Source organism: Agrobacterium salinitolerans (assembly GCF_027498475.1).
Classification (GTDB): Bacteria; Pseudomonadota; Alphaproteobacteria; order Rhizobiales; family Rhizobiaceae; genus Agrobacterium; species Agrobacterium salinitolerans.
Genome location: NZ_JAPZLN010000003.1, coordinates 570,515 through 594,952, shown reverse-complemented (window position 1 = coordinate 594,952; position 24,438 = coordinate 570,515). Strand labels below are relative to the sequence as shown.

Sequence of the window (24,438 nt, the reverse complement as noted above, 5' to 3'; positions counted from 1 at the left end):
TAGGCCAGATCTTATTCGTCGTCGCCGTCGCGGTCAGCTTCCGGGTCGAAGAAATCTTCCGGACGCAGCGCGTCTTCGTCAACGCCGTAAATGGCGTCAGCGGAGGTGAGGCTTTCGCCCTTGGCCTGACGCTCTGCTTCTTCAGCCGAACGGGCAACGTTCAGCTCGACCTGCAGCTCGACTTCGGCGTGCAGGTGCAGGGTAACGTTGTGCAGACCGATGGTCTTGATCGGCGTGTTCAGCTCAACCTGGTTGCGGCCGATGTTGAAGCCTTCGGCGCCGAGGATTTCGACGACGTCGCGAGCAGCGACAGAACCGTAGAGCTGGCCGGTTTCGCCAGCCGAACGGACGACGATGAAGGACTTGCCTTCGAGGGCTTCGGCAACCTTCTGGGCTTCCGACTTGCGCTCGAGGTTACGGGCTTCGAGCGTTGCGCGCTCGGTTTCGAAACGGGTCTTGTTGGCAGCATTGGCGCGCAGCGCCTTGCCCTGCGGCAGCAGGAAGTTACGGGCATAGCCGTCGCGAACCTTGACGGTTTCGCCCATCTGGCCGAGCTTGTTGATGCGTTCGAGAAGAATAACGTCCATCTTCTTGATCCTTTCTAGTTGTTGGTTTCGTTCGTATTGTCGGTTTTCCGCGTCGGAGTAAGAGAGATCGTGCTGCGCACGTCGCTCAGGCCGAACACGAGAATGATGAACAGCGGAAAGACAAAGACCGCCGAGAGATATGCGAGAATGAGAACCGGCAGACGCCAGTCCTTTCCACGCGCGCGCTTGTGCAGCGAGGCGTAACCCGCCATCAGGAAGCCCGCGCCGAAGGTGCCGCAGATGACCGCTCCGACCATGGCCGCGACGCCGCCAAGGAACATGGCGACGATGCCAGCGAGGAAAATGAAGATGGCGTTGCGGTGCATGCGCAGTGCCGAAGCGATGTCCTCGCGCGGGCGAAGACCCTTGCCGAAGGTGCCGACCACTCGCGTCGCGAAATAATAGGCGGCAAACAAAAGGATGACCCAGAGGCCGCCCTGAACGATCGGCAGCATCAGCACCAACAGGGTCTTTGTTTGCGCCAGCGCCTCGACATTGGGCTCGAACAGGGGTTCGCGGCTCTGAACCGAGGTCATCATCACATCGACCATGCGCGCGACGAGATCGGGACCGTAACCGATCATCCAGCCGAGAATGACGACGGCGACGGAAACCAGAATGCACAGATGCAGCACGATGCCGGACAGCGGATACCAGGCAAGCAGATCATCCGGGCCGCCGAGTTCGGAGGCCGGGCGCGCCAGATTGGCGAGATGCGAAAGCCAGCCCGCCGGAATCAGCGTGAAGATGGCAATCGTCAGTGCGAAAAGCGGCGACATGACCAAACCACCGATGATGGCCGTGGTGATGATTGCGATAATGGCGGCGCGGTTGCCCCAGCCCATGCCGGCGATGAAAATCGGCATGGCGGAACCGGCATAAAGCAGGAAAGAAAGCGACGACTGTGCCGTTGCGCCAAGCGTTAAAAACGCGGCGCATATGCCGGCGAGAACGCCGGAGATCAGCACTGTCTGATTCAACTTCTGCACGTCGCTGTCCTGCTGAAACTTAAGCAGTTAGAGGATCGCTCCTTGGAGCCTCATCCCCAACATGGGTTTTTTGGTATCGATCCGCGCCCAACGCGGAAGGATTGAGATAAAGCGAGGCCGCGCCAAAACGCAGCCTCGCTTCAATTCATTATGCTACGACGTAAGGCAGCAGGCCGAGGAAACGGGCGCGCTTGATCGCCTGGGCGAGTTCGCGCTGCTTCTTCTGGGAAACGGCCGTGATGCGGGAAGGAACGATCTTGCCGCGCTCGGAAATGTAGCGCTGCAGGAGACGAACGTCCTTGTAGTCGATCTTCGGAGCGTTGGCGCCGGAGAAGGGGCACGTCTTGCGACGGCGGTGGAACGGGCGGCGTGCCTGGGAAGAGGATGCGTCAGCCATAGGTCAATTCTCCTTATGCACGGTCTTCGCGCGGACGGCGCGGACGGTCTTCGCGGTCGCCGAAGCCACCTTCGCGCGGTGCGCGGGGACCACGATCTTCACGCGGGCCACGGTCCGGACGGTCGCCGTCACGGCGCGGACGGTCGTCGCGATCGCGCTTCTGCATCATCGCGGACGGGCCTTCTTCGTGGGCTTCGACGGCGATGGTCATGTAGCGAAGAACGTCTTCGTTGATGCGCATCTGGCGCTCGACTTCATGGATGGCGGCCGCCGGAGCGTCGATGTCCATGAGAGCGTAGTGAGCCTTGCGGTTCTTCTTGATGCGGTAGGTGAGGGACTTCAGACCCCAGTTCTCGACGCGTCCGACTTTACCGCCGAACGATTCGATAACGCCCTTGTACTGCTCGACAAGTGCGTCAACCTGCTGGGCAGAAATATCCTGCCGGGCAAGGAAGATGTGTTCGTAAAGAGCCATTTAAGCTTTGCCTTTCTTGCGTTTCGTCCTTCACCCGGCAACGGCGCTAAGCCTCAACGACTGCTCCTGAAAAGGCGTGAGCCTTAAAGCAAGAAAAGCGTTGTTCGAGACGGTCGAGAGCGGAGACACGGGAGGCCGGAAAAACCTTATGGTTCCTGCTGTTCCGTTACCGGAACCAGCCCTCCGTTCAGCCACCAGCCAATTGGACCGGGTGTTGTGAACAGCGCGCTTATACGGATTTTTGCCCGGAATGCAAGGGCGAGTGCGAAAAAGCGCGCTGTTGCATCGTCAGATCGGCATTGGATATTGCCGGTGGATCGCCGCTACACCCTTCAGTACCTCGTCCGACAGCGTCACATCCGCAACCGCAATATCAACCTTCAACTGTTCCATCGTCGTCGCGCCGATGATGACGGAGGCCATGAAGGGGCGCGTCAGGCAGAAGGCAATCGCGAGCTTTGCTGGATCGATGCCATGAGCGGCAGCAAGCTCCAGATAAGCCTTGACCGGCGCTTCCTGAAGCGGTTGCAGGCGACCGCCGAGGTCTTTGTTGATGCTGCCGCGTGAACCCGCCGGGCGGGCGCCGTTCTGGTATTTGCCGGTCAGCAGCCCTGCCGCCAGCGGCGAATATGCGAGCAGGCCGACGTCCTCGTGGTGGGCGACTTCCGCCATATCGAGATCGAAGCTGCGGTACAGCAGGTTGTATTCATTCTGAATGGTGGCGACGCGCGGCAGGCCGTTAGCCTCCGCGATATCGATATATTTCTGCGTGCCCCAGGCGCTTTCGTTGGAGAGACCAATGGCGCGGATCTTGCCGGCCTTCACCAATTCGCCGAGCGTTTCGAGCTTTTCGGTGATTTCGGCGAGCGTGCGCTTGGTGTCCTGGCCGGAAGCGTCAAAGCTCCATGCGCCACGGAAATGATAGGTGCCGCGATTCGGCCAGTGGATTTGGTAGAGGTCGATATAGTCGGTCTTCAGGCGCTTGAGGCTGGTGTCCACCGCCTCGCGGATGGCTGCGGCGTCGATATCGCGACCGCCACGAATGTAGTCACGTCCAGAGCCTGCGACCTTGGTGGCGAGCACGACCTGATCGCGCTTTCCGGTCTTTTCAAACCAGGTGCCGATATAGTCTTCCGTCCGCCCCTGCGTTTCGGCGGAAACGGGGGTGGTAGGATAAAGTTCTGCCGTATCGAAGAAATTGACGCCGTTTTCGACGGCGTAATCCATCTGCGCGTGCGCGTCGGCTTCGGTGTTCTGCGTGCCCCACGTCATGGTGCCGAGGCAGATTTCAGACACGGAAATACCCGTGCGGCCCAATAGTCTTTGTTTCATGGAAATGTCCCGGTGCTTGGCCAGATAGTTTGGAAGGTGGGGTGAAAGTAATGGGGATTTGCCGCAGTGCAAGAAAAAATATGATGAAAAGAAAAGGGGAAAACAGGTCGGCAAAACCCCTGGCGAGCGCCCGCCATGGGGCTTCAAGCCTTGACTTCGCTGGCGGGAATGTGAATGGAAGTCGACAAGAATAAAGGCAACGCCAGACAAGAAGGACGACATCCCATGGGTATTGCATTCACTTTTCCCGGACAGGGAAGTCAGGCCGTCGGCATGGGCAAGGAGCTGGCGGATACCTATCCGGAAGCGCGCGCCGTGTTTCAGGAAGTCGACGAGGCGCTCGACCAGAAGCTCTCCGATATCATGTGGAACGGTCCTGAAGAGACGCTGACGCTGACCGCCAACGCCCAGCCGGCCCTCATGGCGGTGTCCATGGCGGTCATGCGGGTTCTCGAAGCGCGCGGTTTCAAACTGTCCGATACGGTTTCTTATGTCGCCGGCCACTCGCTCGGCGAATATTCGGCGCTCTGTGCCGCAGGCACCTTCTCGGTTGCCGATACCGCCCGTCTTCTGCGCATCCGCGGCAACGCCATGCAGGCCGCCGTGCCGGTGGGTGAGGGCGCCATGGCGGCGATTATCGGGCTTGAGCATGACGCCGTTTCGGCAATCTGCGAAGAAGCGGCCATTCTCGGCGTCTGCCAGATCGCCAACGACAATGGCGGTGGCCAGCTCGTCATCTCCGGCGGCAAGGCCGCCGTCGAGAAGGCTGCGGCGATCGCGTCCGACAAGGGCGCCAAGCGCGCCATTATGCTGCCGGTTTCCGCCCCCTTCCACTCCGCGCTGATGGCGCCGGCGGCGGAAGCGATGCGTGAGGCTCTGGCGAAAGTCGAGAAGCACAATCCGGTCGTGCCTGTTATCGCCAACGTGCGCGCCGCTCCCGTTTCCGACGCCAATGAGATCGCCGCCCTGCTGGTCGAGCAGGTGACGGGGCAGGTGCGCTGGCGCGAGACGGTGGAATGGTTCGCCGCCAACAATGTCACGCAGCTTTACGAGATCGGCTCCGGCAAGGTGCTGACGGGCCTTGCCCGCCGCATCGACAAGACGGTGAACGGCGTTGCCGTCAACGGCGCTGCCGATATCGACCAGCTTCTTGCCACGCTTATCGGCTGAGACGGATACTCCGGCTGCCGCATTCATCGGGCGCAACAGCGCTGAACATTTTCAGTCCGAAGCTCTAAAGAAGGAATAGGACATGTTTGATCTGACAGGCCGCAAGGCTCTCGTAACCGGCGCAACCGGTGGCATCGGCGAAGAAATCGCCCGCCTTCTGCACAGCCAGGGCGCAACCGTCGGCCTGCACGGCACCCGCGTTGAAAAGCTCGAGGCGCTGGCGGCAGAACTTGGCGAGCGCGTCAAGATTTTCCCGGCAAACCTCGCCGATCGCTCAGAAGTAAAGGCACTCGGCGAAAAAGCCGAAGCCGAACTGGAAGGTGTCGATATCCTCGTCAACAATGCCGGCATCACCAAGGACGGCCTCTTCGTGCGCATGAGCGACGAGGACTGGGACAACGTCATCGAAGTGAACCTGACGGCGATGTTCCGCCTGACGCGTGAGCTGACGCATCCGATGATGCGCCGCCGTTTCGGCCGCATCATCAACATCACCTCCATCGTCGGCGTCACCGGCAATCCCGGCCAGGCCAACTATTGCGCCTCCAAGGCCGGCATGATCGGTTTTTCGAAGTCGCTGGCCCAGGAAATCGCCACCCGCAACGTCACCGTCAACTGCGTGGCGCCGGGCTTCATCGAAAGCGCCATGACCGGCAAGCTGAACGACAAGCAGAAAGACGCCATCATGGGCGCCATTCCCATGAAGCGCATGGGAACCGGCGCTGAGGTCGCCTCGGCCGTTCTTTACCTCGCCTCCAACGAGGCGGGCTACATGACCGGCCAGACCCTGCACGTCAATGGCGGCATGGCTATGATCTGACGGCGCCTAAGGCTGTCATGAAAAGGATTGCGGCGCTGTTTAAGCACCTTCTTGGGTAGCTGGCGCCGCAAGGCTCCGCCGACTGGTTTTCGGCGAAATTGCCTGTCATACGCTGTGCTTAGCGCGTTTTCAGGCTTTTCGACCGATTGAAACCATGTTAAGCGGGCCAAGACTGTGAACAGTCGTCCCGGAGAGACAGGAAGCCGTTGCGATTTTGCGTGACGATGTCTAGCTTGGAACGGGTTGAACGGGTTTGCCAGCAGCGCCGGATTTGAACGGCGCATGAGGGCTTCTAACAGGGCAGGGTGCCGCAAGGCATTCCCTTCAAAATAAAGGTCGAGGAAACCGACATGAGCGATATCGCAGAACGCGTAAAGAAAATTGTAATTGATCATCTTGGCGTTGACGCCGACAAGGTTGTCGAAGGCGCCAGCTTCATTGACGATCTGGGCGCTGATTCGCTCGACACCGTTGAACTGGTCATGGCTTTCGAAGAAGAATTCGGCGTTGAAATCCCCGACGACGCAGCTGACTCGATCCTGACGGTCGGCGACGCCGTCAAGTTCATCGAGAAGGCCCAGGCCTGATCGACCTTCATCGGGAGGGTGACATATCTTCCCGTCTTGGCCCGGCTTGTCCGGGCCAATGTTTTATAGGCAGACGGTGGGTGCCGCAAAGGCACCCTTTCCCGTTGTCCTAAAGGTCACGGGCTGCGATAACGCTGCCTGTAACCTTCAAGCAAAGATTGAGACGTACTGCAGCCTGCCGAGAGTGCCATCTCATGGTGCCCGGTGTTGCAGGAAGACCGATGATTTGGATAAGGGCGGAGCGTTGGCGATGAGGCGTGTCGTTATCACCGGTACCGGCATGGTATCTCCTCTTGGATGCGGAACGGAAGTGACCTGGGAACGGCTTTTGGTCGGCCAGAACGGCGCCCGTCTCGTGACTGAATTCGAAGTCGAAGACTTGCCGGCAAAGATCGCCTGCCGTATTCCCGTCGGCGATGGTTCCAACGGCACTTTCAATGCCGATGACTGGATGGAACCCAAGGAACAGCGCAAGATCGATCCTTTCATCCTGTACGGCATGGCTGCCGCCGACATGGCGCTTGCCGACGCAAACTGGCATCCGGAAACGGACGAGGACCAGATCGCGACAGGCGTTCTGATCGGCTCCGGCATTGGCGGCCTGGAGGGCATTGTCGAGGCGGGCTATACGCTGCGCGACAAGGGCCCGCGGCGCATTTCCCCATTCTTCATTCCCGGCCGCCTGATCAACCTCGTATCCGGCCAGGTTTCCATCCGCCACAAGCTGCGCGGACCGAACCATGCCGTGGTGACGGCCTGCTCGACCGGCGCGCACGCCATTGGCGACGCCGCCCGTCTGATCGCGCTCGGCGATGCCGACGTCATGGTCGCCGGCGGCGCCGAATCGCCGGTCTGCCGCATCGCGCTCGCCGGCTTCGCCGCCTGCAAGGCGCTTTCCACACAACACAATGACGATCCGCAGAAGGCCTCGCGCCCTTATGACCGTGACCGCGATGGTTTCGTCATGGGTGAAGGTGCGGGCATCGTCGTTCTGGAAGAGCTGGAACACGCCAAGGCGCGCGGCGCGAAGATCTATGCGGAAGTCGTCGGTTACGGCCTCTCTGGCGATGCCTATCACATCACCGCACCGTCCGAGGACGGTGAAGGTGCCTATCGCTGCATGTCGATGGCGCTGAAGCGCGCAGGTCTCACGCCTGACGATATCGACTACATCAACGCTCACGGCACCTCCACCATGGCCGATACGATCGAGCTTGGCGCGGTCGAGCGGCTTGTCGGCGAATCGGCCTCGAAGATTTCCATGTCCTCCACCAAGTCGGCGACCGGCCATCTTCTCGGTGCGGCGGGCGCTATCGAGGCGATCTTCGCGACGCTTGCGATCCGCGACAACATCGTTCCGCCGACGCTGAACCTCGATAATCCCGATGTGGAGACGAAGATCGATCTCGTGCCGCACAAGGCGCGCAAGCGTAAGGTCGACGTGGCGCTCTCGAACTCCTTCGGATTCGGCGGCACCAACGCATCCCTCGTGCTGCGTCGTTACGAAGCATAATCGCGGCGGCTCTGCCGCCGCTGGCGCCCTCCCACCGGGTGCTGACAAAGGACGTTCTTTCATTTGAAGAACGCATTGCGGCCTGTGAAAGCTATTCCGGTTTTCGCGCCGCTATTGTAGTCGTTTTATGGGAAGCGTTTGCCGGGTGCCGGCTGCTCCCTCAATCGGCTTTGTCCGAAACGATGTTCGTGAAGCGGAACAGCAGGCTTCACGATACCTCTATGTGGTGCGGGACGGCATTCCGAACCTGTTTTTGCCGCATTACCTGCGCAAAAAGCGCTGACAACGCCGAACTGAAAAGGACCGACGGTGAGCGACACGAACCAGAACAGCCAGGGACCATACGGACAAACCGGCGCGGGCGAAGGCAATCGCGGCCCGATCATTCCGAAATCCCCGACGGAGGCGCTGCGGCCGGAAAAAGTGCCGGCTCCGCCCAAGCGCTCCCGCAAGGCCCACGGCCAGCTTGTGATCTTCCTGAACTTTCTGATGACGCTGGCCGTCGCCGTCTGTGTGCTGGCCATTGCCGCTTTCTATTACATGATCAATGCGTTCCAGGAGCCCGGTCCGCTCCAGACGAACACCCATTTCACAGTGCGCAACGGCGCAGGCATCATCGAGATCGCCAATAATCTCGAACGCAATGACATCATCTCCAACGCCCGCGTTTTCCGCCTGATGACCGGCAGCTATCTGCAGAAGGACCAGACGCTGAAGACGGGTGAATACGAGATCAAGGCTGGCGCATCGATGAAGGACATCATGGTGCTGCTGGAGTCCGGCAAGTCGATCCTTTATTCCGTGTCGCTGCCGGAAGGCCTGACCGTGAAGCAGATGTTCGCACGTCTTGCTGCGGATGAAGTGCTGGACGGCGAGCTTCCCGCCACGCTGCCGCCGGAAGGCAGCCTGCGCCCGGATACCTATCGCTTCACCCGCGGCACCAAGCGCGAAGAGATCATCAACCAGATGAGTGCGGCGCAGGACAAGCTGATCGACATGATCTGGGAACGGCGCGATCCCGATCTGCCGATCAAGACCGTCGAGGAATTCGTGACGCTTGCCTCGATTGTCGAGAAAGAAACCGGCAAGGACGACGAACGCGCCCATGTCGCCTCCGTGTTCTACAACCGCCTGAAGAAGGGCATGCGCCTGCAATCCGACCCGACGATCATCTACGGCCTGTTCGGTGGCGACGGCAAACCGTCGGACCGCCCGATCTACCAGTCGGACCTGCAGAAGCAGACGCCGTTCAACACTTATGTCATCAAGGGCCTTCCGCCGTCTCCCATCGCCAATCCGGGCCGCGCGGCACTTGAGGCGGTCGCCAATCCATGGCGCACGGATGACCTTTATTTCGTTGCCGACGGCACCGGCGGCCACGTCTTTGCCAAGACGCTTGAAGAGCACAACGCCAATGTTCGCCGCTGGCGCAAGATCGAGGCTGAGAAGGCTGCTTCCGGCGCCAATCCCGATGTTGTCGTGGATGGCCAGCCAGGTGGAACCGAGGCGGAGAAACCCGCCAACAACTGATAATCTCGACCGGGCTCTGTGATCCACAGGGCCCGGTTTTGTAAGGCATGACGGGGGGCTTTCAGATATGACATTGCAATCGATGACCGGCTTTGCGCGCAGCGAAGGAACCTCCGGCCGTTACCGCTGGGCGTGGGAATTGCGGTCCGTGAACGGCAAGGGGCTCGATGTGCGCCTGCGTCTGCCGACCGGTCTCGAAGCGCTGGAAACGGCCCTGCGCGAAATCGCAGGCGAGCATCTTTCCCGCGGTAATATCCAGGCGGGTCTGACGCTGGCGATTGCGGAAAACCGGCTGGAGGCGGTGGTCAACCGCGATGCTCTGGCGGCTGTTCTGGCGCTGAAGAAGGAGCTTGGCGATGTCGTGGAAGACAAGCCGCTGAGCTTCGACACGCTGCTGACGCTGCGCGGGCTCGTCGATTTTCGCGAGGCGGAAGACGATGCGGAGGTTCAGGCCGCGCGCAACGATGATGTGCTTGCCGGCTTCGCCGCCGCGGTCGAGAAGCTGAAGGATATGCGCGAGCGCGAAGGGGCTTCGCTGTTTGCCATCCTGTCCGGTCACATCAACCGGATCGAGCAGCTCGCAGACATCATTGAAAACGATCCTTCCCGCCAGCCCGAGCAAATTGCGGCACGGCTCGCCCAGCAGATCGCCCTCATCGGCGACGGCTTGCACGGGCTCGATCGTGACCGGCTTCATGCAGAGGCGGCGCTGATCGCCACCAAGGCGGATCTGCGTGAAGAGATCGACCGGCTGCACGCCCATGTTCAGGCGTCGCGGGAGCTTTTGGCCAATGGTGGGCCGGTTGGCCGCAAGCTCGATTTTCTTGCACAGGAATTTAACCGCGAGTCGAATACAATCTGTTCCAAATCGAACGCCAGTGCGGTAACCGCAGCGGGCATAGAGCTGAAAGTGGTGATCGACCAGTTCCGCGAGCAGGTCCAAAATCTGGAGTAGACCCATGGCCCCGGTGAATAATTCTCCCGTCACGATTGCCCGCAGAGGGTTGATGCTGGTGATTTCTTCGCCATCGGGCGCGGGAAAATCCACGATTGCGCGCAACCTGCTCGACAAGGACAAGAATATCGGCCTGTCCGTCAGCGTCACGACACGTCCGCGCCGCCAGAGCGAGATTGACGGTATCCACTACCATTTCATTTCCAAGCGCGATTTCGAGCGCCTGCGCGACAGCGACGCGCTGCTGGAATGGGCCGAGGTTCACGGCAATTTCTACGGCACCCCGCGCGAGCCGGTGGAAGAAGCCATGGCCGCAGGCCGCGACATGCTGTTCGATATCGACTGGCAGGGCGCCGAGCAGCTTCAGGACAAGATGAAGGCCGACGTCGTTTCGATCTTCATCCTGCCACCGACCATGACCGAACTTCAATCGCGCCTGCATCGCCGCGCCGAAGACACCGAAGAGGTGATCAAGACCCGGCTTCTCAATTCCCGTGCCGAGATCGAGCACTGGCGCGACTATGACTATGTCATTCTCAATGACGACCTGCAGGCCGCCTTCGAGGCTGTCGAAGCAATCGTGAAGGCCGAACGCGTCCGCCGCGACCGCCGCCACGGCATGTTCGATTTCGTGCGGGCGTTGCTGGAGGAAGAGCCAAAGCTCTGACTTACGCGATGAGTCCGCGCGCCAGCCATTGCCGTGACAATCGTTCGTCCGCCGCGTCTTCCGCCCAGCTATGACCCGTTTCGATCGTTTCAAGAACGACCTCCGCTCCGGCCGACGCCAGCTGCTCGGCCAAATCTGGAGCATCGGAAGGCTGCCGCCGGTCGTCACGCACGCCCGCCAGCAGGAGTATGGGATATCCTGCCAGGCTCGGAAAAGACTGGTCCTTTCTCGGCGATAGCGGGCGAAGCAGAATGGTGCCTTTCGATAGATGACGGTCCTGACATATCGTTTCAGCGGCGATGATCGCGCCGTTGGAGTATCCGACGAGAAAGGGTCTTTGCCCCGTCTGCTGAAAGACCATGGTGACAAACCGGCATAGTCTGGCTGCTTGATGTTTGAGGGCGTCAATATCAAGCTGTCTGTCGGGCTTTCGGCGGAAAAACGCGAAACCATTCTCCCAGGGAACAGCGCCCCTCGGCGCATATAAGACACCCTTGGGAAAGACGGCGCGGCCAAAAGAAATGAGATCGTCTTCCGTTCGCCCCGATCCATGCAGCAAGACAACCGCGCAGTCGGGCGTTTCAGCGGGAATGTCGAGCTTGTAATGAAAACCGGCACTCTCCACGCGCTTGTTCCTTTATTCGCAGTCTCCGCGAACCCGTGTCCCGCTGCTCGGAATGGCACATTACACGACGGATTTACAGGCAGTTCGCCAGCGTCACGAATTCTTCCACCGACAGCGTTTCCGCTCGCCGTGTGGGATCGATCCTGGCTTTTTCCAGCAGCGTTTCGCCGCCAAGGCTTTTCACGCTCTGGCGGAGCATCTTGCGGCGCTGGCCGAAGGCGGCTTCTGTCACCTTTTCAAGCTTGGCGACATCGCAGGGCAGCGGCTTGTCCTTCGGCAACAGGTGCACGACCGTCGAAGTCACCTTCGGCGGCGGGCTGAAGGCCTGGGGCGGAACGTCGAAGGCCATTTCGGAAACGGTGCGCCAGCCAGCGAGAACGCCGAGGCGGCCGTAGTGATTATCGCCTTCTTCGGCCACGATGCGCTGGCCCACTTCCTTCTGGAACATCAACGTCATGGAGAGCCAGAAGGGCGGCCACGCCTTCGGCAGCAGCCAGTTGACCAGCAATTGCGTGCCGACATTGTAAGGCAGGTTGGCGATGATGCGCACAGGCTCGCCGGCGGGAACCAGCGCCTCGAAATCCGTCTTCAGCGCGTCGCCCTCGATAACCTCGAGCCGTCCGGGATAATGCGCTTCGATTTCCGCAAGAACGGGCAGACAGCGGCTGTCGCGCTCGACAGCGATGACCTTTTTCGCACCAAGTGACAGAATGGCGCGGGTAAGGCCGCCGGGGCCGGGGCCGACCTCGATCACCGTCACCCCCTCGAGCGGCCCGGCCGTACGGGCGATCTTCTGGGTGAGGTTGAGGTCGAACAGGAAGTTCTGTCCGAGCGATTTCTTCGCGTCGAGCCCGTGGCGCTGGATGACATCGCGCAGCGGCGGCAGTCCGTCGATGGCCGCCATTATGTGTTGGCCCGGCTGCGGAGCGAAATGTCCGCCGCCATCTTCAGCGCCGCCACAAGGCTCGCCTCATTAGCGATGCCCTGGCCGGCAATGCCGAAGGCGGTGCCATGGTCGGGCGAGGTGCGGATGAAGGGCAGGCCAAGCGTGACATTGACGGAATCGTCAAAGCCGAGCGCCTTGGCCGGAATGAGCGCCTGATCGTGATACATGCACACCGCCACGTCATAACGCTTGCGGGCGGCATCGTGGAACATGGTGTCGGCGGGCAGGGGGCCAAAGGCATCGATCCCGTCCTTCCGCAACCGCATGGTCGCCGGGTGAACGATATCGCGATCCTCGCTGCCGAGTGCGCCATCTTCCCCCGCATGCGGGTTGAGGCCGGCAACCGCCAGACGCGGCGCCTCAATGCCGAATTTTTCCCGCAGATCGGTATCAATGATCCGGCAGGTCGTGACGATCAATTCTTCACTGAGGGCAGCCGGCACGTCCTTTATCGGAATATGGATGGTTACCGGCACGACCCGAACCTTGGGACCGGCAATCATCATTACCGGCATCACCTGCTTGCCGGTTAGGCGCAGGGCGAGATCGGCCAGAAATTCCGTATGACCGGGAAAGCCGAAACCGGCTTCGTAAAGCACGGATTTCGCAATCGGATTGGTGACGACGGCCGCAGCCCTGCCTTCAACCGTCAGGGAAACGGCCATCTCGATGGCCTTGATCGTCGCGTGGGCAGCGCCGACATGCGGCTGACCCGCTTGCACGTCAAACCCGACAGGAAGGGGAAGGATGGGGAAAGCCCGCTCGAACAGGCTAACGGCGCCTTCCGGATCGCAGGTCTCGATATTGACCGTCACGCCGATCAGCGCCGCACGGCTAGCCACCACGTCGGGGTCACCGATGAAGATAAATGGCAGCACGCCGTTCTCCCGGCGCTTTGCCCAGGCGTTGATGGCGATATCGGGGCCGATACCGGCTGGATCTCCCTGGGTCAGGGCAAGCGGCAGGGATGCATGTGTCACGGAAAGGCCCGGCTCTCGTATCAATATCAGGTGTTGACGATCTGCGCCTTCTTGCGCAGCTCATCCATGTATTTCTTTTCGTTCGGATTTTCACCGTCCTTGGCCTTCATCAGATCTTCGGACTTGAACACCATTTCCGCCGCATAGTCGTCGGAAACTTGGCGCTGCTTGCAGATGGCCAGATATTCGACGCCCTTTTCGGTGACGCGCGTGCCGGTGGTGCCGCCTTCCTTGGTCTTCTCCACCAGCGCCTTCCAGTCTTCCGGCAGCTCCGGCGCCAGAATGCGGCCAAGGTCCTTGATCGCAACATCACGCATGGTCGCGGCGAAGCTCATAGCCTGGTCGCAGCCGGGATAACGCTTGCGCGAGGCTTCAGCCTCAGCCTTGCGCTTGCCGGTAATGGCCTTGCGCTTTGATTCCGGTATCACGAAGATAACCTGCTGCAGAAAATATTCCGTGGTGACGGGCTTGTCGCCACGTTCCTTCAGGCGGGTAACGAGATCCTGCGTCGACATCTTGCCGCGTGCGCCGTAACGAGCGTTGACAAGACGCGGCCAACTCATCTGAACGGCGATGAAGGCCTTGAAATGGTCGGCGCCGACGCCCGCCTGCGCAAGCACCTTCGTCAATTGCTGCGGGCTCATCTTGTTGTTGCCGGCAAAGCGCGCGAAGGCCGCATCGACATCGTCGGTGCTGACCGACATCTTGACGCGGGCGATTTCCTCGCGCTTCAGCGCTTCATCGACAAGCTGCTCACGCGCCTTTTCATTGAGATTACCGGACTGGCGCTGCAGCTTGAGGAAGGCGACGCGCTTGGCAATATCGTCGTTGGTGATGGGTGTCTTGTTGACGACGATCTTGACGGTGCTATCGGCGAAGGCCTGGCCGGTATAGGGCACAACGGCCATGGGAACGGCGAATATCGCAAAGGCGAAAGCAGCGCCACGCAAAGCCGTCTTTCCGAAATTCATCATATCCTTCTCCCTTTCGTCGGGCAGGGTCCTGTTGCCCTGTCCCGCCAATCTGTTCTGCCTGATGGGGGAATATTGAACTTTCCCGCTTTCAGACCTGCACCTGTGCGTCCGCACCGCGAATTTGCCACGTATATATCATCGCGATCCGCAAGACGGCAATGTGTCGGTTTGTTGAAAGAAAACCCGATAGGTTCCATGTGCGGCCGACATTGGCGTGTTGTTGCGGCGAAACCGTGGCTTTACTGGCCAAATGGTAAAAAGGCAGGTCACGATGCTGCGTAACCTGCCTCTAAACTCAGTAGTTGTTTGGCTTCCAGCCGATATCCATGTCGTTCCAGTCCTCATTGGCTGAGCCGATGCTGATATCGCCGAGCGTGCGGAAGGCCAGACGCGCATTGATCGACCAGTCATTGGCGGCCTGACGGCTGGAATTGATATTGCCTTCGTCCGAATAGCTGACCGTCAGGATTGTGCACTCATCCTGATAGGCAATACCGATACGGCGTTCAGCGGCAAACTTCCCGTTCAGATCGTAATTGATCGATCCGAAAAGCGACCAGTTGTCGTCCATGCGCAGCGTGCCGGACGCCTGAATGATGTCGCGGTCTTCGTTATAGCCATATTTCGGTTGTGCCTTGACCTGCGTATAGCTGAGCTTGCCGGTAAGGCGACGGTCCGAATAGCTGATACCGGTTTCCGAGCGGTTGATGTCGAAATCGTCCTTGTCGAGACGCAGGCTCGACGAGAGCGAGAGTCCGATCGGCGCATCGAAAGCGGCCATGGCGACATAATCCGAACGGTCGGATTCGAGGCCGGAATTAGCGCCTGCATTGACTAGATCGTAAGACGCGAAGGAATTGTCGCCCGCCAGATGGAAGGATTGGCCGGCAATGGCACGAATGCCGTAACCATTGTCGAACGTGCCGTTATAGCGGAAGCCGAGATTGGCACGCGTACCGCCTTCGATACGGTCGAAGCCGGAGAACTTGTCGCGCTCGAAGAGGTTGGTAGCGTCGAACACAAAGGCTTGCGAGTCCTCGTTCGGGAAACGACCGGAATATTGCTCGTTGGGCCGAACGAAAATCTGCGCGATAGGCTCGATCACGTGGCTGCTGTTGAGGGCCGTGAACAACCAGGGATAACGCACCTCAAGGCCACCGGTGACCATGCCACGCAGGGCAGCATCGTCATGGATCATGCCTTCATAGGCATAGGATGTACCGCCGGAGGTGAAGCTTGCCGCATTCATGTCGGTCCACAGCGCGTCGCCGCGCGCAGCAAGGATCGGCGTGATCTGAAGACCGCTATCCATCGTGATGGTGCGCTTCCATTCCGCTTCCGTGGTCCAGCGCGTATAAGAGCCTTCCAGACCGTTGAAGCGGGGGAAGCCGCCCATCGCGTAGGAATCCTGCGTCGAACGGCTGATGCTCGTGAAGTTCGTGGTCAGCGACAGTTCACCGCCATAGATCGGATCCGGCAGGAAGTAACGATAGTCTACGACCGGATGAACGATCGCCTGCTTGCGTTCCTTGAGCTCCGAATTATCCGTGTCCTGAACGTTGAAATAATAACCACGGGCCTCAAAGCTGTTACGCTCGCCAGTGCCCGTCAGATAAATCTGGTTGGTCTGGACGTCGTTCTTGTAGCCCTTGAGGTTATAGGTGCGCGAGAAGTTGTTGTCGGACTGCACCATGGCGTCCCAGCCGAAAGCCCAACGCGGGTTGATGCTGAAATCACCCTTGGTTGCCACCATGCCGCGCTGATCGTTCAACGCGTCACTCGTTCCGGCGTTGAAGGTGTCAGACGACTGCTGGCTGATGCCGGCAATCGTCAACGTATGCATGCCGCTTTCGAAACGGTTCCGCAATTCGCCCTGCAGCAACAGACCCTGCTTGGTGTAGTAGGTCGGCGTGATGGTCAAATCCGACGTGTCGGAAAGAACCTGGAAATAGGGAACGCCAAGGCCAAAACCAAGCTTGTTGGTCAAGCTCATCTGCGGGAACAGGAAGCCCGATTTACGCTTCACTGTGTTGTCCGGAACCGTGAGGAACGGCAGATAGGCGATCGAGTGGCCGAAAAGCTGAAGGCGAGCCTTTTCCAGCCGCACCGTATGGGTCTTGCCGTCCTGAATGACGCGCTCGGCCTTGACCTGCCACAGCGGCGCCTTTTCGGGCCGTTCGGCGCAGGGCAGACAGGCGGTGTAGACGCCGTTGTAGAGAACCATCCGGTCGCCTTCGAGACGCTCGGCGCTTTCACCCGCAATACGAGTGTTATCCGTTGTCTCAACGCGCAGGGCATTGACGAAGCCCTGACCGAAGTCATCGGTCACGTCCATCTCGTCAGCATAAATCTTGTTGCCGCCCGGCTCGATCAGCTCGATGTTGCCATGGGCGATCACGCGGCCGGTCTGCTGGTTGTATTCCACCTGTTGGGCCACCATGCGGTAGCCCGAATATTTCATGCGAACGACGCCCTTCGCAATCACGCGCTGGGAATCGCGATTATAGGTCAGTTCATTTGCTGTAAGCAGGAGTTTCGAATCGTCTTGGCTTGCCGACGCAAGCAAACCATCCTGGCCGAAAGCGACCGGGCTGGATGCCAAATACGCGCACACAGCGGCACCTGTCAGAAGGGCCGTCCAAAGCCGCCTGATATTCCCGCGGTCAATTACCGCCACTAGCCGTCCTCCTGATGAAGCAGAATGGTTGCCCCCAAAGCCAACGCCACGATGACTGGAACCCAGACCGCGACGGTGGGAGGGACAACACCACCACTCCCGAATGCCCTTACGAGCACGGTTACTACATAAAGCACGAAGCCGGAAACGATTCCACCCAGAATCACGGAGCGCGATTGGGCGAAGCGGCTGAACTTTAATGAAACGGTCGCGGCGATCAAGGTCATCGCGACCAGAAGCAGGGGCGTCGATAGCAGAAAATGATACTGCGTCTCAAGCGCCTTTGAAGATAGTCCAAAGGACTTTGCAACTTCGATCTTGTGAGAAAGGTCAAAGAAAGCAACGGTTTCCGTCTGCGTCATGCGTTCCTGGACGAATTCCCGTCTCAAATTGGTACTGATCCGCATGCTCTCTTGCCGAACTGACACATGCCCGGCGCGCGTTTCCGAAACGCCGTTAAGAAGCCAGTAACCATCTTCCAATTTAGCCGACTTCGCATCCTTACGCGAGACGATGTTTCCGTCCTTGTCGATGTCGATCAGAACCACGTCGAGAAGCAGCGTTCCGTTGTCCTCGAAGCTCTTGGCGCCGATGATCGTATCCTTGCCGCCGCTCGACTGGCGCATCCACGGAACGATCTCCTGCTGGCGGCCGCCGCCCGCTTCGTTGCGCAGGCCGGCTTCCATTGCCAGCGACTTGTTTTGGCCCCATGCCGCGATGGGGTTCAGGATCGTGACCGACAGGATGCCGATGAAAACCGCGCCGAGCACGAACGGAAGGATGAACTGCCAGGCGGAAATGCCGGCGGCGCGCGTCACCACCAGCTCATAACGCCGGTTGAGCGAGATCAGCGTCGTCATGCCGACGAAAAGCGCGATGAAGGGCACGGTCTGCTGCAGGATCAGCGGCAGGCGAAGCGCCGTCAGGCCAAGGGCGGCCGGAACGGAATAGCCGGGCAGGCCGGACATGCGCCGTGCCGTTTCGCTGAAATCGGCAAGGTAAATGATCGAAGATACGCCGAGCACGAACCAGACGGCGGTGATCAGATATCGCTTCAGGAAATACCGGGAGAGCGTGTTGAAAATCATGCGTTGCCGCTCCCAGAGTTTTTGGCCATCCGGCTGGAAAACAGACGGCGCAGACGACCCATCGCATCGGCGAGGATTGTCGGCATTTTCGGCTTTCGGCCGGTCAGCAGAATGAAGGCGGCAGCGCCGCCGCTAAGGCCCGGCACGGCATAAACCAGGGGAATGAAGGCCGCGCTCTGCTTGACCTGATTGGTGACGTAAAAACCAAGCCAGCGCAGCATGAAGGCCGTCACCAGTGCGGCCACCATCGGATGCAGGCGCGCCTCGCGGTGCGAACGGGCGTCGGCGGCGATGACCAGCGAAATAAGCGCGAAGGAGAAGGCGAACATCCAGTCCGAGAGACGCTTGTGCAACTCGCTGCGGAAGTTTTCCGGTGAGCGCTTGTAGCTCGCATTGTTCTCGTCGGGCGCGAGAAGGAAGCCGAGGCTGGCGTCGCCCGGAGAGAGCGACGGCTCGGAATCCTGCTTCTCCGACATGGTCGAAAGATCGAAGGCATAGGACAGGAACTTGACGATCGAGACCTTGCCGTCCGGCGTCTTCTGCTGCACTTCACCGTCGCGCATGGTGAGCGACGTGCCGCTTTCATCGATCATGCCTTCCTTGGCGTAATAAATGAGGTCGAAATTCGGATCGCGGCGGTCGGCGACGAACAGGCCTTTGAGAATACGGCCCTGCCGCTGGGCGATCTGCACGTAAAGACCATCCTGAATGGTGCGGAAAGTCTTTTCCTCGATCACCGAGGAAAGGAGGTCGGCATAGGCGGCGGCCACCATCTGCCGGGCGGAGCTGCGTGCGGGCGGCTCGATGAAATTGGTGATGGTGAAGGAAAAGGCGCTCAGAACGGCGGCCAGAATGAGAACCGGGCGATACATCACCGACCGCGGCGATCCGGCCGCATCAATGATGGCAAGCTCGGAATCGTTGTTCATCGTCGTGAAAATCTGGGTAATGCCGATGACAAGCGCAAAAGGCAGGACGACTGGGATCAGCGTCGGCAGGATCATGGTCGCGAGCGCCATGAAGGAACCCATCGACTGGCCCGTATCGGTGACGAGATTGATTCTCTGGAGAACCTGGATCGTCCAGATGATGGCCAGCACCGGCAGCAGCGCGACCAGAAACATCTGCGTTGTCCGCCGCAGGATATAGTTCTCGAGAAGCTTCATACGGCCCTGTTCGACATTGTTTTTACGTGCGATCGCTCGCCGAATTTTCGTCTATCTAATCGCATCGTTTGCAATTGGCTATTCCGGCGCGCTCACAAATATGTTTTGCGCGACGATTTTTCCGCTGCCTGTGTCTTTTTGTGAAACAAGCTGTCGGTTTCATGACGTGATTTCGCATTCCACAAAAATGCCTTTCCTTTAACGACTGTGGGGCTTTAAAGAATGCAAGGGTTGCGCCCGGGGCCGAAAAGGCCATGATCATGCGCATCGTGCAAGTCGTAGAAGAAGAGCAGGAAAACATGTCCGCCAAATTCGATATTTCTTTCGCCAATTCCGCCGTGCTGGAAAATGCGCTCGCCGTTGTGCTGCAGGCCTCGGGTGAGGCTCAGGCCGTCGCCGGCGCCTCCGAGGCCGATCCGGGCGGTGTGATCGAAAGGGCGGCGAAGATCGCAGGTTTTTCCGCAAAATCCATGGCGACGCTCGATGTGATCGCACCGCAGGGTTCCGCCGCCGATCGATTGCTTGTCATCGGTCTTGGCAAACCATCCAAACTGGTTGCGCACGACTGGTTGCGTGCTGGCGGTACTGCGGCCGCCCATTTCAAGAAGGCGGAAAAGGTCGTTATCTATCTCGACGCACCGAGTGTCGAGGTTGGCGCACGGGCGGCAGGTGATTTCGCGCTTGGCCTGCTGCTGCGCGCCTATAGTTTCGATGCCTACAAGACCAAGAAGAAGTCGGACGACGAGAAGGCGCCGAAGAAGGTCGAGGTTGTCATTGTCACCGCCGCTCACAAGGAGGCCGAGAAGGCCTTTGCCGTGTCGCAAGCGGTCGCGGACGGTGTGATTCTCGCGCGTGATCTCGTCAACCTCCCGCCGAATATTCTCGGACCTGTCGAATTTGCCGAGAAGGCCGAAGAGCTGCGCAAGCTTGGCGTCGAGGTGGAAGTCCTCGGTGAGAAGGAACTGAAAAAGCTCGGCATGAACGCGCTTCTGGGCGTGGCGCAGGGGTCGGCCCGTCCGCCGCGGCTGGCGGTCATGCAATGGAACGGCGGTTCAAAGAAGGATGAGCCCATCGCCTTTGTCGGCAAGGGCGTCGTATTCGATACCGGTGGTATTTCGCTGAAGCCGGGCCTCAATATGGAAGATATGAAGGGCGACATGGGTGGTGCTGCGGCCGTTACCGGCCTGATGCACACGCTGGCGGCCCGCAAGGCCAGGGCGAATGTGATCGGCGTCATTGGCCTGGTCGAGAACATGCCCGATGGCAATGCCCAGCGCCCCGGCGATATCGTCACCTCCATGTCCGGCCAGACCATCGAGATCATCAATACCGATGCCGAAGGCCGGCTGGTTCTGGCCGATGCGCTCTGGTACACGAAGGATCGCTTCAACCCGAAATTCATGGTGAACCTCGCCACGCTGACGGGCGCGATCACGGTTGCGCTCGGCAATCTTCAGGCCGGTCTTTTCTCCAATGACGACGAACTTGCAGCGCGCCTCACGCAGGCGGGCGATGTGACGGCGGAAAAACTGTGGCGCATGCCGCTCGGCAAGGATTACGACAAGATCATCGATTCCAAATTCGCCGACATGAAGAACAGCTCGGGCCGCCTTGCGGGTTCCGTCACCGCTGCGCAGTTCCTCAAGCGTTTCGTGGGCGAAACATCCTGGGCGCACCTCGATATCGCCGGCACCGCCATGGGCTCGCCGCTGACCGAGATCAACCAGTCCTGGGGCTCGGGCTATGGTGTGCGTCTTCTGAACGAACTCGTTCGCGCCCATTACGAAGATTGAAGCGAGCGGAGCCGCGCGTCTGCGAATGACTGAAATTCTGTTCTACCACCTGACGGAATCGAAGCTGGAGGACGCGCTGCCGCCCTTGCTTGAGAAATCGCTGGAACGCGGCTGGAAGGTCGCGATCCAGACGGTGGGCGAGGAGCGCCGTGATTTTCTCGACACGCATCTTTGGACCTTTCGTGACGACAGCTTCCTGCCGCACGCCACCGATATTTCGCCCGCACCGCAAAATCAGCCGATTCTCCTGACGGCGTCGGGCGAGAACGCCAACGCGGCAAGTGTCCGCTTTCTCGTTGATGGCGCCGAGCCGCCGGCGGTGGAGGCTTATGAACGCGTCGTCTTCATGTTCGACGGATACGATGCCTACCAGCTGGAAATGGCACGTAACCATTGGAAGAGGCTGAAGACGGAGGGGCACTCCCTGACCTATTGGCAGCAATCGCCAGAAGGCCGCTGGCAGAAAAAAGCCTGATCCACCCGAGACCGTGCCTCGCCGACAGGCGGTTGATGCTCGTCTCAGCATTGGTGGTGCACTTGCCCCTTCATGTGGACGCAGACCGCATGGGGCCGCTGCACAGCATCGAAGAGCGCTGTATGAGGCCAAAAATTCAGGGCGCGACCGTTTCGTCAGTCGCGCCCTTTGAATCAGCGTTCTTGGCAAGCGTTTCGGCTTCTCAGTCGTAGAAGGAATCCACGAATTTGTGACGGCCGAGCAGGAAAGCGTCAGCCACATGGGTCAACGGCGCGAGGTCGACATCGGAACGGCCTGCCTTGATGATTTCCGAGAAACGCTCGTAAAGAGCCGGATATTCCCGCTCCGGCTGGGAGAGCTTTTCTTCGCCGTTGATCGAGAGCTTCGCACCGCCTTCCGAAAGCACCATCTGTCCCGCGGCCGTCTCGGCAACGATATCCCAGCTTTGCTTGCCGGTCTGACGCCAGTCGAATTCGGCATGGACGGGCATTTTCGTCACATCGGAAAAATGCAGGTCGGCGGCGATCGGGGCGTCGCGGTTTTCCGGGAATTCGAGTGTCGCCTTGGTCAGGAACAGCGCGCGCGGCAGGATATGGGTGATGATCGAAAGCGCATTGATGCCGGGGTCAAACACGCCGAGACCGCCCGCCTGCCAGATCCAGGCCTGGTTCGGGTGCCAGTGACGCACATCCTCTTTCCAGATGACATGCACGCTGTCGATTGTCGTCGAGGCCAAAAACGCCTTCGCAGCCTCGACCGCGGGCGCATAACGCGAATGCCAGCTCGCAAACAGTGAAAGGCCCTTCGAATCCGCCAGCCGAGCGAGATCCTGCACTTCCGAAAGGGTGGCGCCCGGCGGCTTTTCAAGGAAGACATGCTTGCCGGCATTCAGCGCTGCGTAAGCCGCCTCATAGCGATATTGCGGCGGCATGCACAGCGACACCGCATCGATATCAGGCACAGCCTCCAGCATGGCCTCGATGGTGCCATAGGAAGCGACGCCGTCCACGGTGCCGTGACGGCTTGCGGTGCAGATCAACTCAAAATCCGGATTGCCTGCAATGGCGGGAAGATGCTGGTCGCGAACGATTTTGCCGACGCCGACGATGGCAAGCTTGGTGGCTGACATGAAGTGGAACCCGTCTGAGTGCTACGTGGGATAAAGTGTGATTTTTACAAGTTTCTAGCAGAAACGCTCCAAGGAGCAAGGTGATCGTTTCCATGCGGCGCGTCTTTTTTCAAGCCGTAATATCGCAACAAGTTTCGGTGTGTGTATCCGCAGATCAATTAATATTCGATTGTTTCAAATATTTTTCTGGATTATTGAGTGTTGTTTTTGAATTTTGATAGTTATAGTGTTAATTTTCTCCGGTGTATTGTGCAGTTATCCGTAATAATTTTAGATTTCACTTGAATATATTTTACGAAGCAGGTGTTTTGTGTTTTTGTTTGAAGATGATCGTTTGTCTGGCTTTCTTCGGAAAGTCAACGAAAGCAGTCGGAAATTCAATACATATGGATTGATTTTCGGTGTCATCCTTTACAATCTCTACGTGTTTGTGGACCTAAGTCTGGTGCCGGATATCATCTGGCTGGATCTGACGGTCCGTCTGCTTATCATCACGCCGCTTCTTTTTCTTTATTTTCCGGCACGATACTATGCGCTCAGGGAGCGGGCGGATGCGGTGGCGCATGAGGTCCTTCACGGGCTGGGCTGCATGTTGGTCGTCGCATCGATCATGTTCATCTACGCCAATGCTCGGACCTCGTCGGCGAGCGAATATTACATGGGTATCGTCACCGTTGTCCTCTATATGAACACGATACACCGAAAACCGTTTCCGGTTGCGGTCATGGGAACGGTCGGCTGCATGGCGGTTTTCATCGTCGGCATGGAATATGTCACCGTGACGAGTGAGGTGGCCAAGCTGCCGGCGATCATGTGTTCCGTCGGCATCAGCGCCGTCTCGCTGTTTGCGGCCTATCGTATCGAACAGGTGGAAAGGCGGGATTATCTGGCCTCGCTGCGTGAAAAGACTTTGCTGCAGAGGATCCAGAGGGCAAATCACGAGCTTCAGCAGCTTTCCAATACCGACCAGCTCACCGGCATTCGCAACCGCCGCAGCTTTGACGAAGCGGCGAGCCACGCCTCGGGCGGCAGCGGCCGGCCCCGGGCGCTCATCCTTCTCGATGTCGATTATTTCAAGAAGTATAATGACTCAGAGGGGCATGTGGCCGGCGACGACTGCCTGCGCAGGGTCGCCGGCAGACTGCGCAACGCCCTTTGTAGGGACGATGGCGACAGAAGTTTTGTCGCGCGTTACGGTGGCGAGGAATTTGTGGTTCTGCTCGATAATTGCGTTGTTTCCGCCGCGCTCGCCATTGGCGAAAGGCTCAGATTGGCCGTGATCGACGAGGCCATACCCCATCTTAACCGCCCCGACGGACGAGAGATCGTAACGGTCAGCCTCGGCATTGCCGTTTCCGGTGACGGCAGGGAAATCATATACGAGATGGTGAACCGGGCCGATGTGGCGCTTTACGAGGCGAAGCGTCAAGGCCGCGATCGGCTGGTACTCGCCTCCGGCAATATTGGAACGATTGTCGAGCCAGCGGAGATTTACGACGTCGAATCCGCGATCTCGGCATAGGGCGGCGAAGGTCTGGCGATGTGTTGTAAAGTCTGCCCTGC

The 24,438-nt window shown here is 59.3% G+C and carries 23 protein-coding genes; 10 read left to right on the top strand and 13 right to left on the bottom strand.

Translation table 11 applies throughout. From position 1 onward, the window contains the following. Nucleotides 1-11: 11 nt before the first annotated feature. From rplI to O9X91_RS14855, 5 genes are all read right to left on the bottom strand, one after another. Complete coding sequence (gene rplI / locus O9X91_RS14875) at nt 12-587, bottom strand: 50S ribosomal protein L9 (RefSeq protein WP_077982571.1); 576 nt, start codon at nt 585-587, stop codon at nt 12-14. A 14-nt stretch (nt 588-601) separates the two neighbouring features. Then, nucleotides 602-1,576 (bottom strand): DUF2232 domain-containing protein, encoded by a 975-nt coding sequence (locus O9X91_RS14870; protein WP_269833205.1) that lies wholly within the window; start codon nt 1,574-1,576, stop codon nt 602-604. A gap of 148 nt (nt 1,577-1,724) precedes the next feature. Then, entirely contained in the window at nt 1,725-1,973 is a 249-nt protein-coding gene (rpsR, locus tag O9X91_RS14865) for a 30S ribosomal protein S18 (RefSeq protein WP_003502063.1), read from the bottom strand. A gap of 13 nt (nt 1,974-1,986) precedes the next feature. After that, nucleotides 1,987-2,448 carry a 30S ribosomal protein S6 gene (rpsF, locus tag O9X91_RS14860; protein ID WP_003502065.1) on the bottom strand — a complete coding sequence of 154 codons (462 nt, stop codon included), beginning with the start codon at nt 2,446-2,448 and terminating at the stop codon, nt 1,987-1,989. A 288-nt stretch (nt 2,449-2,736) separates the two neighbouring features. After that, on the bottom strand, nt 2,737-3,780 hold the full coding sequence (locus O9X91_RS14855) for an aldo/keto reductase (protein ID WP_269833206.1): 1,044 nt from the start codon (nt 3,778-3,780) through the stop codon (nt 2,737-2,739). A gap of 225 nt (nt 3,781-4,005) precedes the next feature. On the opposite strand from O9X91_RS14855, the gene fabD reads away from it, so the two are divergent. The 7 genes from fabD (at nt 4,006) to gmk (ending at nt 11,022) form a co-directional block, all read left to right on the top strand. Continuing rightward, entirely contained in the window at nt 4,006-4,950 is a 945-nt protein-coding gene (gene fabD, locus O9X91_RS14850; protein ID WP_089153231.1) for an ACP S-malonyltransferase, read from the top strand. An 82-nt stretch (nt 4,951-5,032) separates the two neighbouring features. Beyond that, nucleotides 5,033-5,770 carry a 3-oxoacyl-[acyl-carrier-protein] reductase gene (gene fabG, locus O9X91_RS14845; RefSeq protein ID WP_080791001.1) on the top strand — a complete coding sequence of 246 codons (738 nt, stop codon included), beginning with the start codon at nt 5,033-5,035 and terminating at the stop codon, nt 5,768-5,770. A gap of 350 nt (nt 5,771-6,120) precedes the next feature. Beyond that, nucleotides 6,121-6,357, top strand: a complete 237-nt coding sequence (locus O9X91_RS14840; RefSeq protein WP_003502080.1) for an acyl carrier protein — start codon at nt 6,121-6,123, stop codon at nt 6,355-6,357. Nucleotides 6,358-6,607: 250 nt separating this feature from the next. Then, nucleotides 6,608-7,870, top strand: coding sequence for a beta-ketoacyl-ACP synthase II (gene fabF, locus O9X91_RS14835; protein WP_142912524.1), 1,263 nt, complete (start codon nt 6,608-6,610; stop codon nt 7,868-7,870). 309 nt (nt 7,871-8,179) lie between these two features. Then, a complete protein-coding gene (gene mltG / locus O9X91_RS14830) occupies nt 8,180-9,400 on the top strand; it encodes an endolytic transglycosylase MltG (protein WP_077982566.1) in 1,221 nt (406 codons plus the stop codon). A 67-nt stretch (nt 9,401-9,467) separates the two neighbouring features. Next, nucleotides 9,468-10,355 (top strand): YicC/YloC family endoribonuclease, encoded by an 888-nt coding sequence (locus O9X91_RS14825; RefSeq protein WP_137410052.1) that lies wholly within the window; start codon nt 9,468-9,470, stop codon nt 10,353-10,355. Nucleotides 10,356-10,359: 4 nt separating this feature from the next. After that, the gene (gmk, locus tag O9X91_RS14820; protein ID WP_080790997.1) at nt 10,360-11,022 is read left to right on the top strand and encodes a guanylate kinase; all 663 of its coding nucleotides are present in this window, start codon (nt 10,360-10,362) and stop codon (nt 11,020-11,022) included. Nucleotide 11,023: 1 nt separating this feature from the next. Here gmk and O9X91_RS14815 read toward each other — a convergent pair whose 3' ends face one another. From O9X91_RS14815 to O9X91_RS14785, 7 genes are all read right to left on the bottom strand, one after another. Then, nucleotides 11,024-11,647, bottom strand: coding sequence for an alpha/beta hydrolase (locus tag O9X91_RS14815; RefSeq protein ID WP_142912526.1), 624 nt, complete (start codon nt 11,645-11,647; stop codon nt 11,024-11,026). Nucleotides 11,648-11,720: 73 nt separating this feature from the next. Then, nucleotides 11,721-12,551, bottom strand: coding sequence for a 16S rRNA (adenine(1518)-N(6)/adenine(1519)-N(6))-dimethyltransferase RsmA (gene rsmA / locus O9X91_RS14810; protein WP_142912527.1), 831 nt, complete (start codon nt 12,549-12,551; stop codon nt 11,721-11,723). Beyond that, the gene (gene pdxA / locus O9X91_RS14805; RefSeq protein ID WP_142912528.1) at nt 12,551-13,573 is read right to left on the bottom strand and encodes a 4-hydroxythreonine-4-phosphate dehydrogenase PdxA; all 1,023 of its coding nucleotides are present in this window, start codon (nt 13,571-13,573) and stop codon (nt 12,551-12,553) included. Before pdxA ends, rsmA begins: the two co-directional genes overlap by 1 nt. 26 nt (nt 13,574-13,599) lie before the next feature. Next, a complete protein-coding gene (locus O9X91_RS14800; RefSeq protein WP_077982977.1) occupies nt 13,600-14,547 on the bottom strand; it encodes a SurA N-terminal domain-containing protein in 948 nt (315 codons plus the stop codon). A 295-nt stretch (nt 14,548-14,842) separates the two neighbouring features. Then, nucleotides 14,843-17,224: an LPS-assembly protein LptD gene (locus O9X91_RS14795; RefSeq protein ID WP_142912529.1), complete on the bottom strand. Its 2,382-nt coding sequence runs from the start codon at nt 17,222-17,224 to the stop codon at nt 14,843-14,845. After that, a complete protein-coding gene (gene lptG / locus O9X91_RS14790) occupies nt 17,224-18,312 on the bottom strand; it encodes an LPS export ABC transporter permease LptG (RefSeq protein WP_077982560.1) in 1,089 nt (362 codons plus the stop codon). Before lptG ends, O9X91_RS14795 begins: the two co-directional genes overlap by 1 nt. Then, nucleotides 18,309-19,478: an LptF/LptG family permease gene (locus O9X91_RS14785; protein ID WP_142912530.1), complete on the bottom strand. Its 1,170-nt coding sequence runs from the start codon at nt 19,476-19,478 to the stop codon at nt 18,309-18,311. Before O9X91_RS14785 ends, lptG begins: the two co-directional genes overlap by 4 nt. Nucleotides 19,479-19,777: 299 nt before the next feature. Between O9X91_RS14785 and O9X91_RS14780 the strand changes: the two genes are divergently transcribed. Beyond that, nucleotides 19,778-21,271 (top strand): leucyl aminopeptidase, encoded by a 1,494-nt coding sequence (locus O9X91_RS14780; protein ID WP_191217790.1) that lies wholly within the window; start codon nt 19,778-19,780, stop codon nt 21,269-21,271. Nucleotides 21,272-21,296: 25 nt separating this feature from the next. After that, complete coding sequence (locus tag O9X91_RS14775; protein WP_077982558.1) at nt 21,297-21,746, top strand: DNA polymerase III subunit chi; 450 nt, start codon at nt 21,297-21,299, stop codon at nt 21,744-21,746. A gap of 202 nt (nt 21,747-21,948) precedes the next feature. Here the strand turns inward: O9X91_RS14775 and O9X91_RS14770 are convergent, their stop codons facing one another. After that, nucleotides 21,949-22,875, bottom strand: a complete 927-nt coding sequence (locus O9X91_RS14770) for a Gfo/Idh/MocA family protein (protein ID WP_077982557.1) — start codon at nt 22,873-22,875, stop codon at nt 21,949-21,951. Between the two features lie 445 nt (nt 22,876-23,320). Between O9X91_RS14770 and O9X91_RS14765 the strand changes: the two genes are divergently transcribed. After that, complete coding sequence (locus O9X91_RS14765; protein WP_244614239.1) at nt 23,321-24,397, top strand: GGDEF domain-containing protein; 1,077 nt, start codon at nt 23,321-23,323, stop codon at nt 24,395-24,397. Nucleotides 24,398-24,438 lie beyond the last annotated feature (41 nt).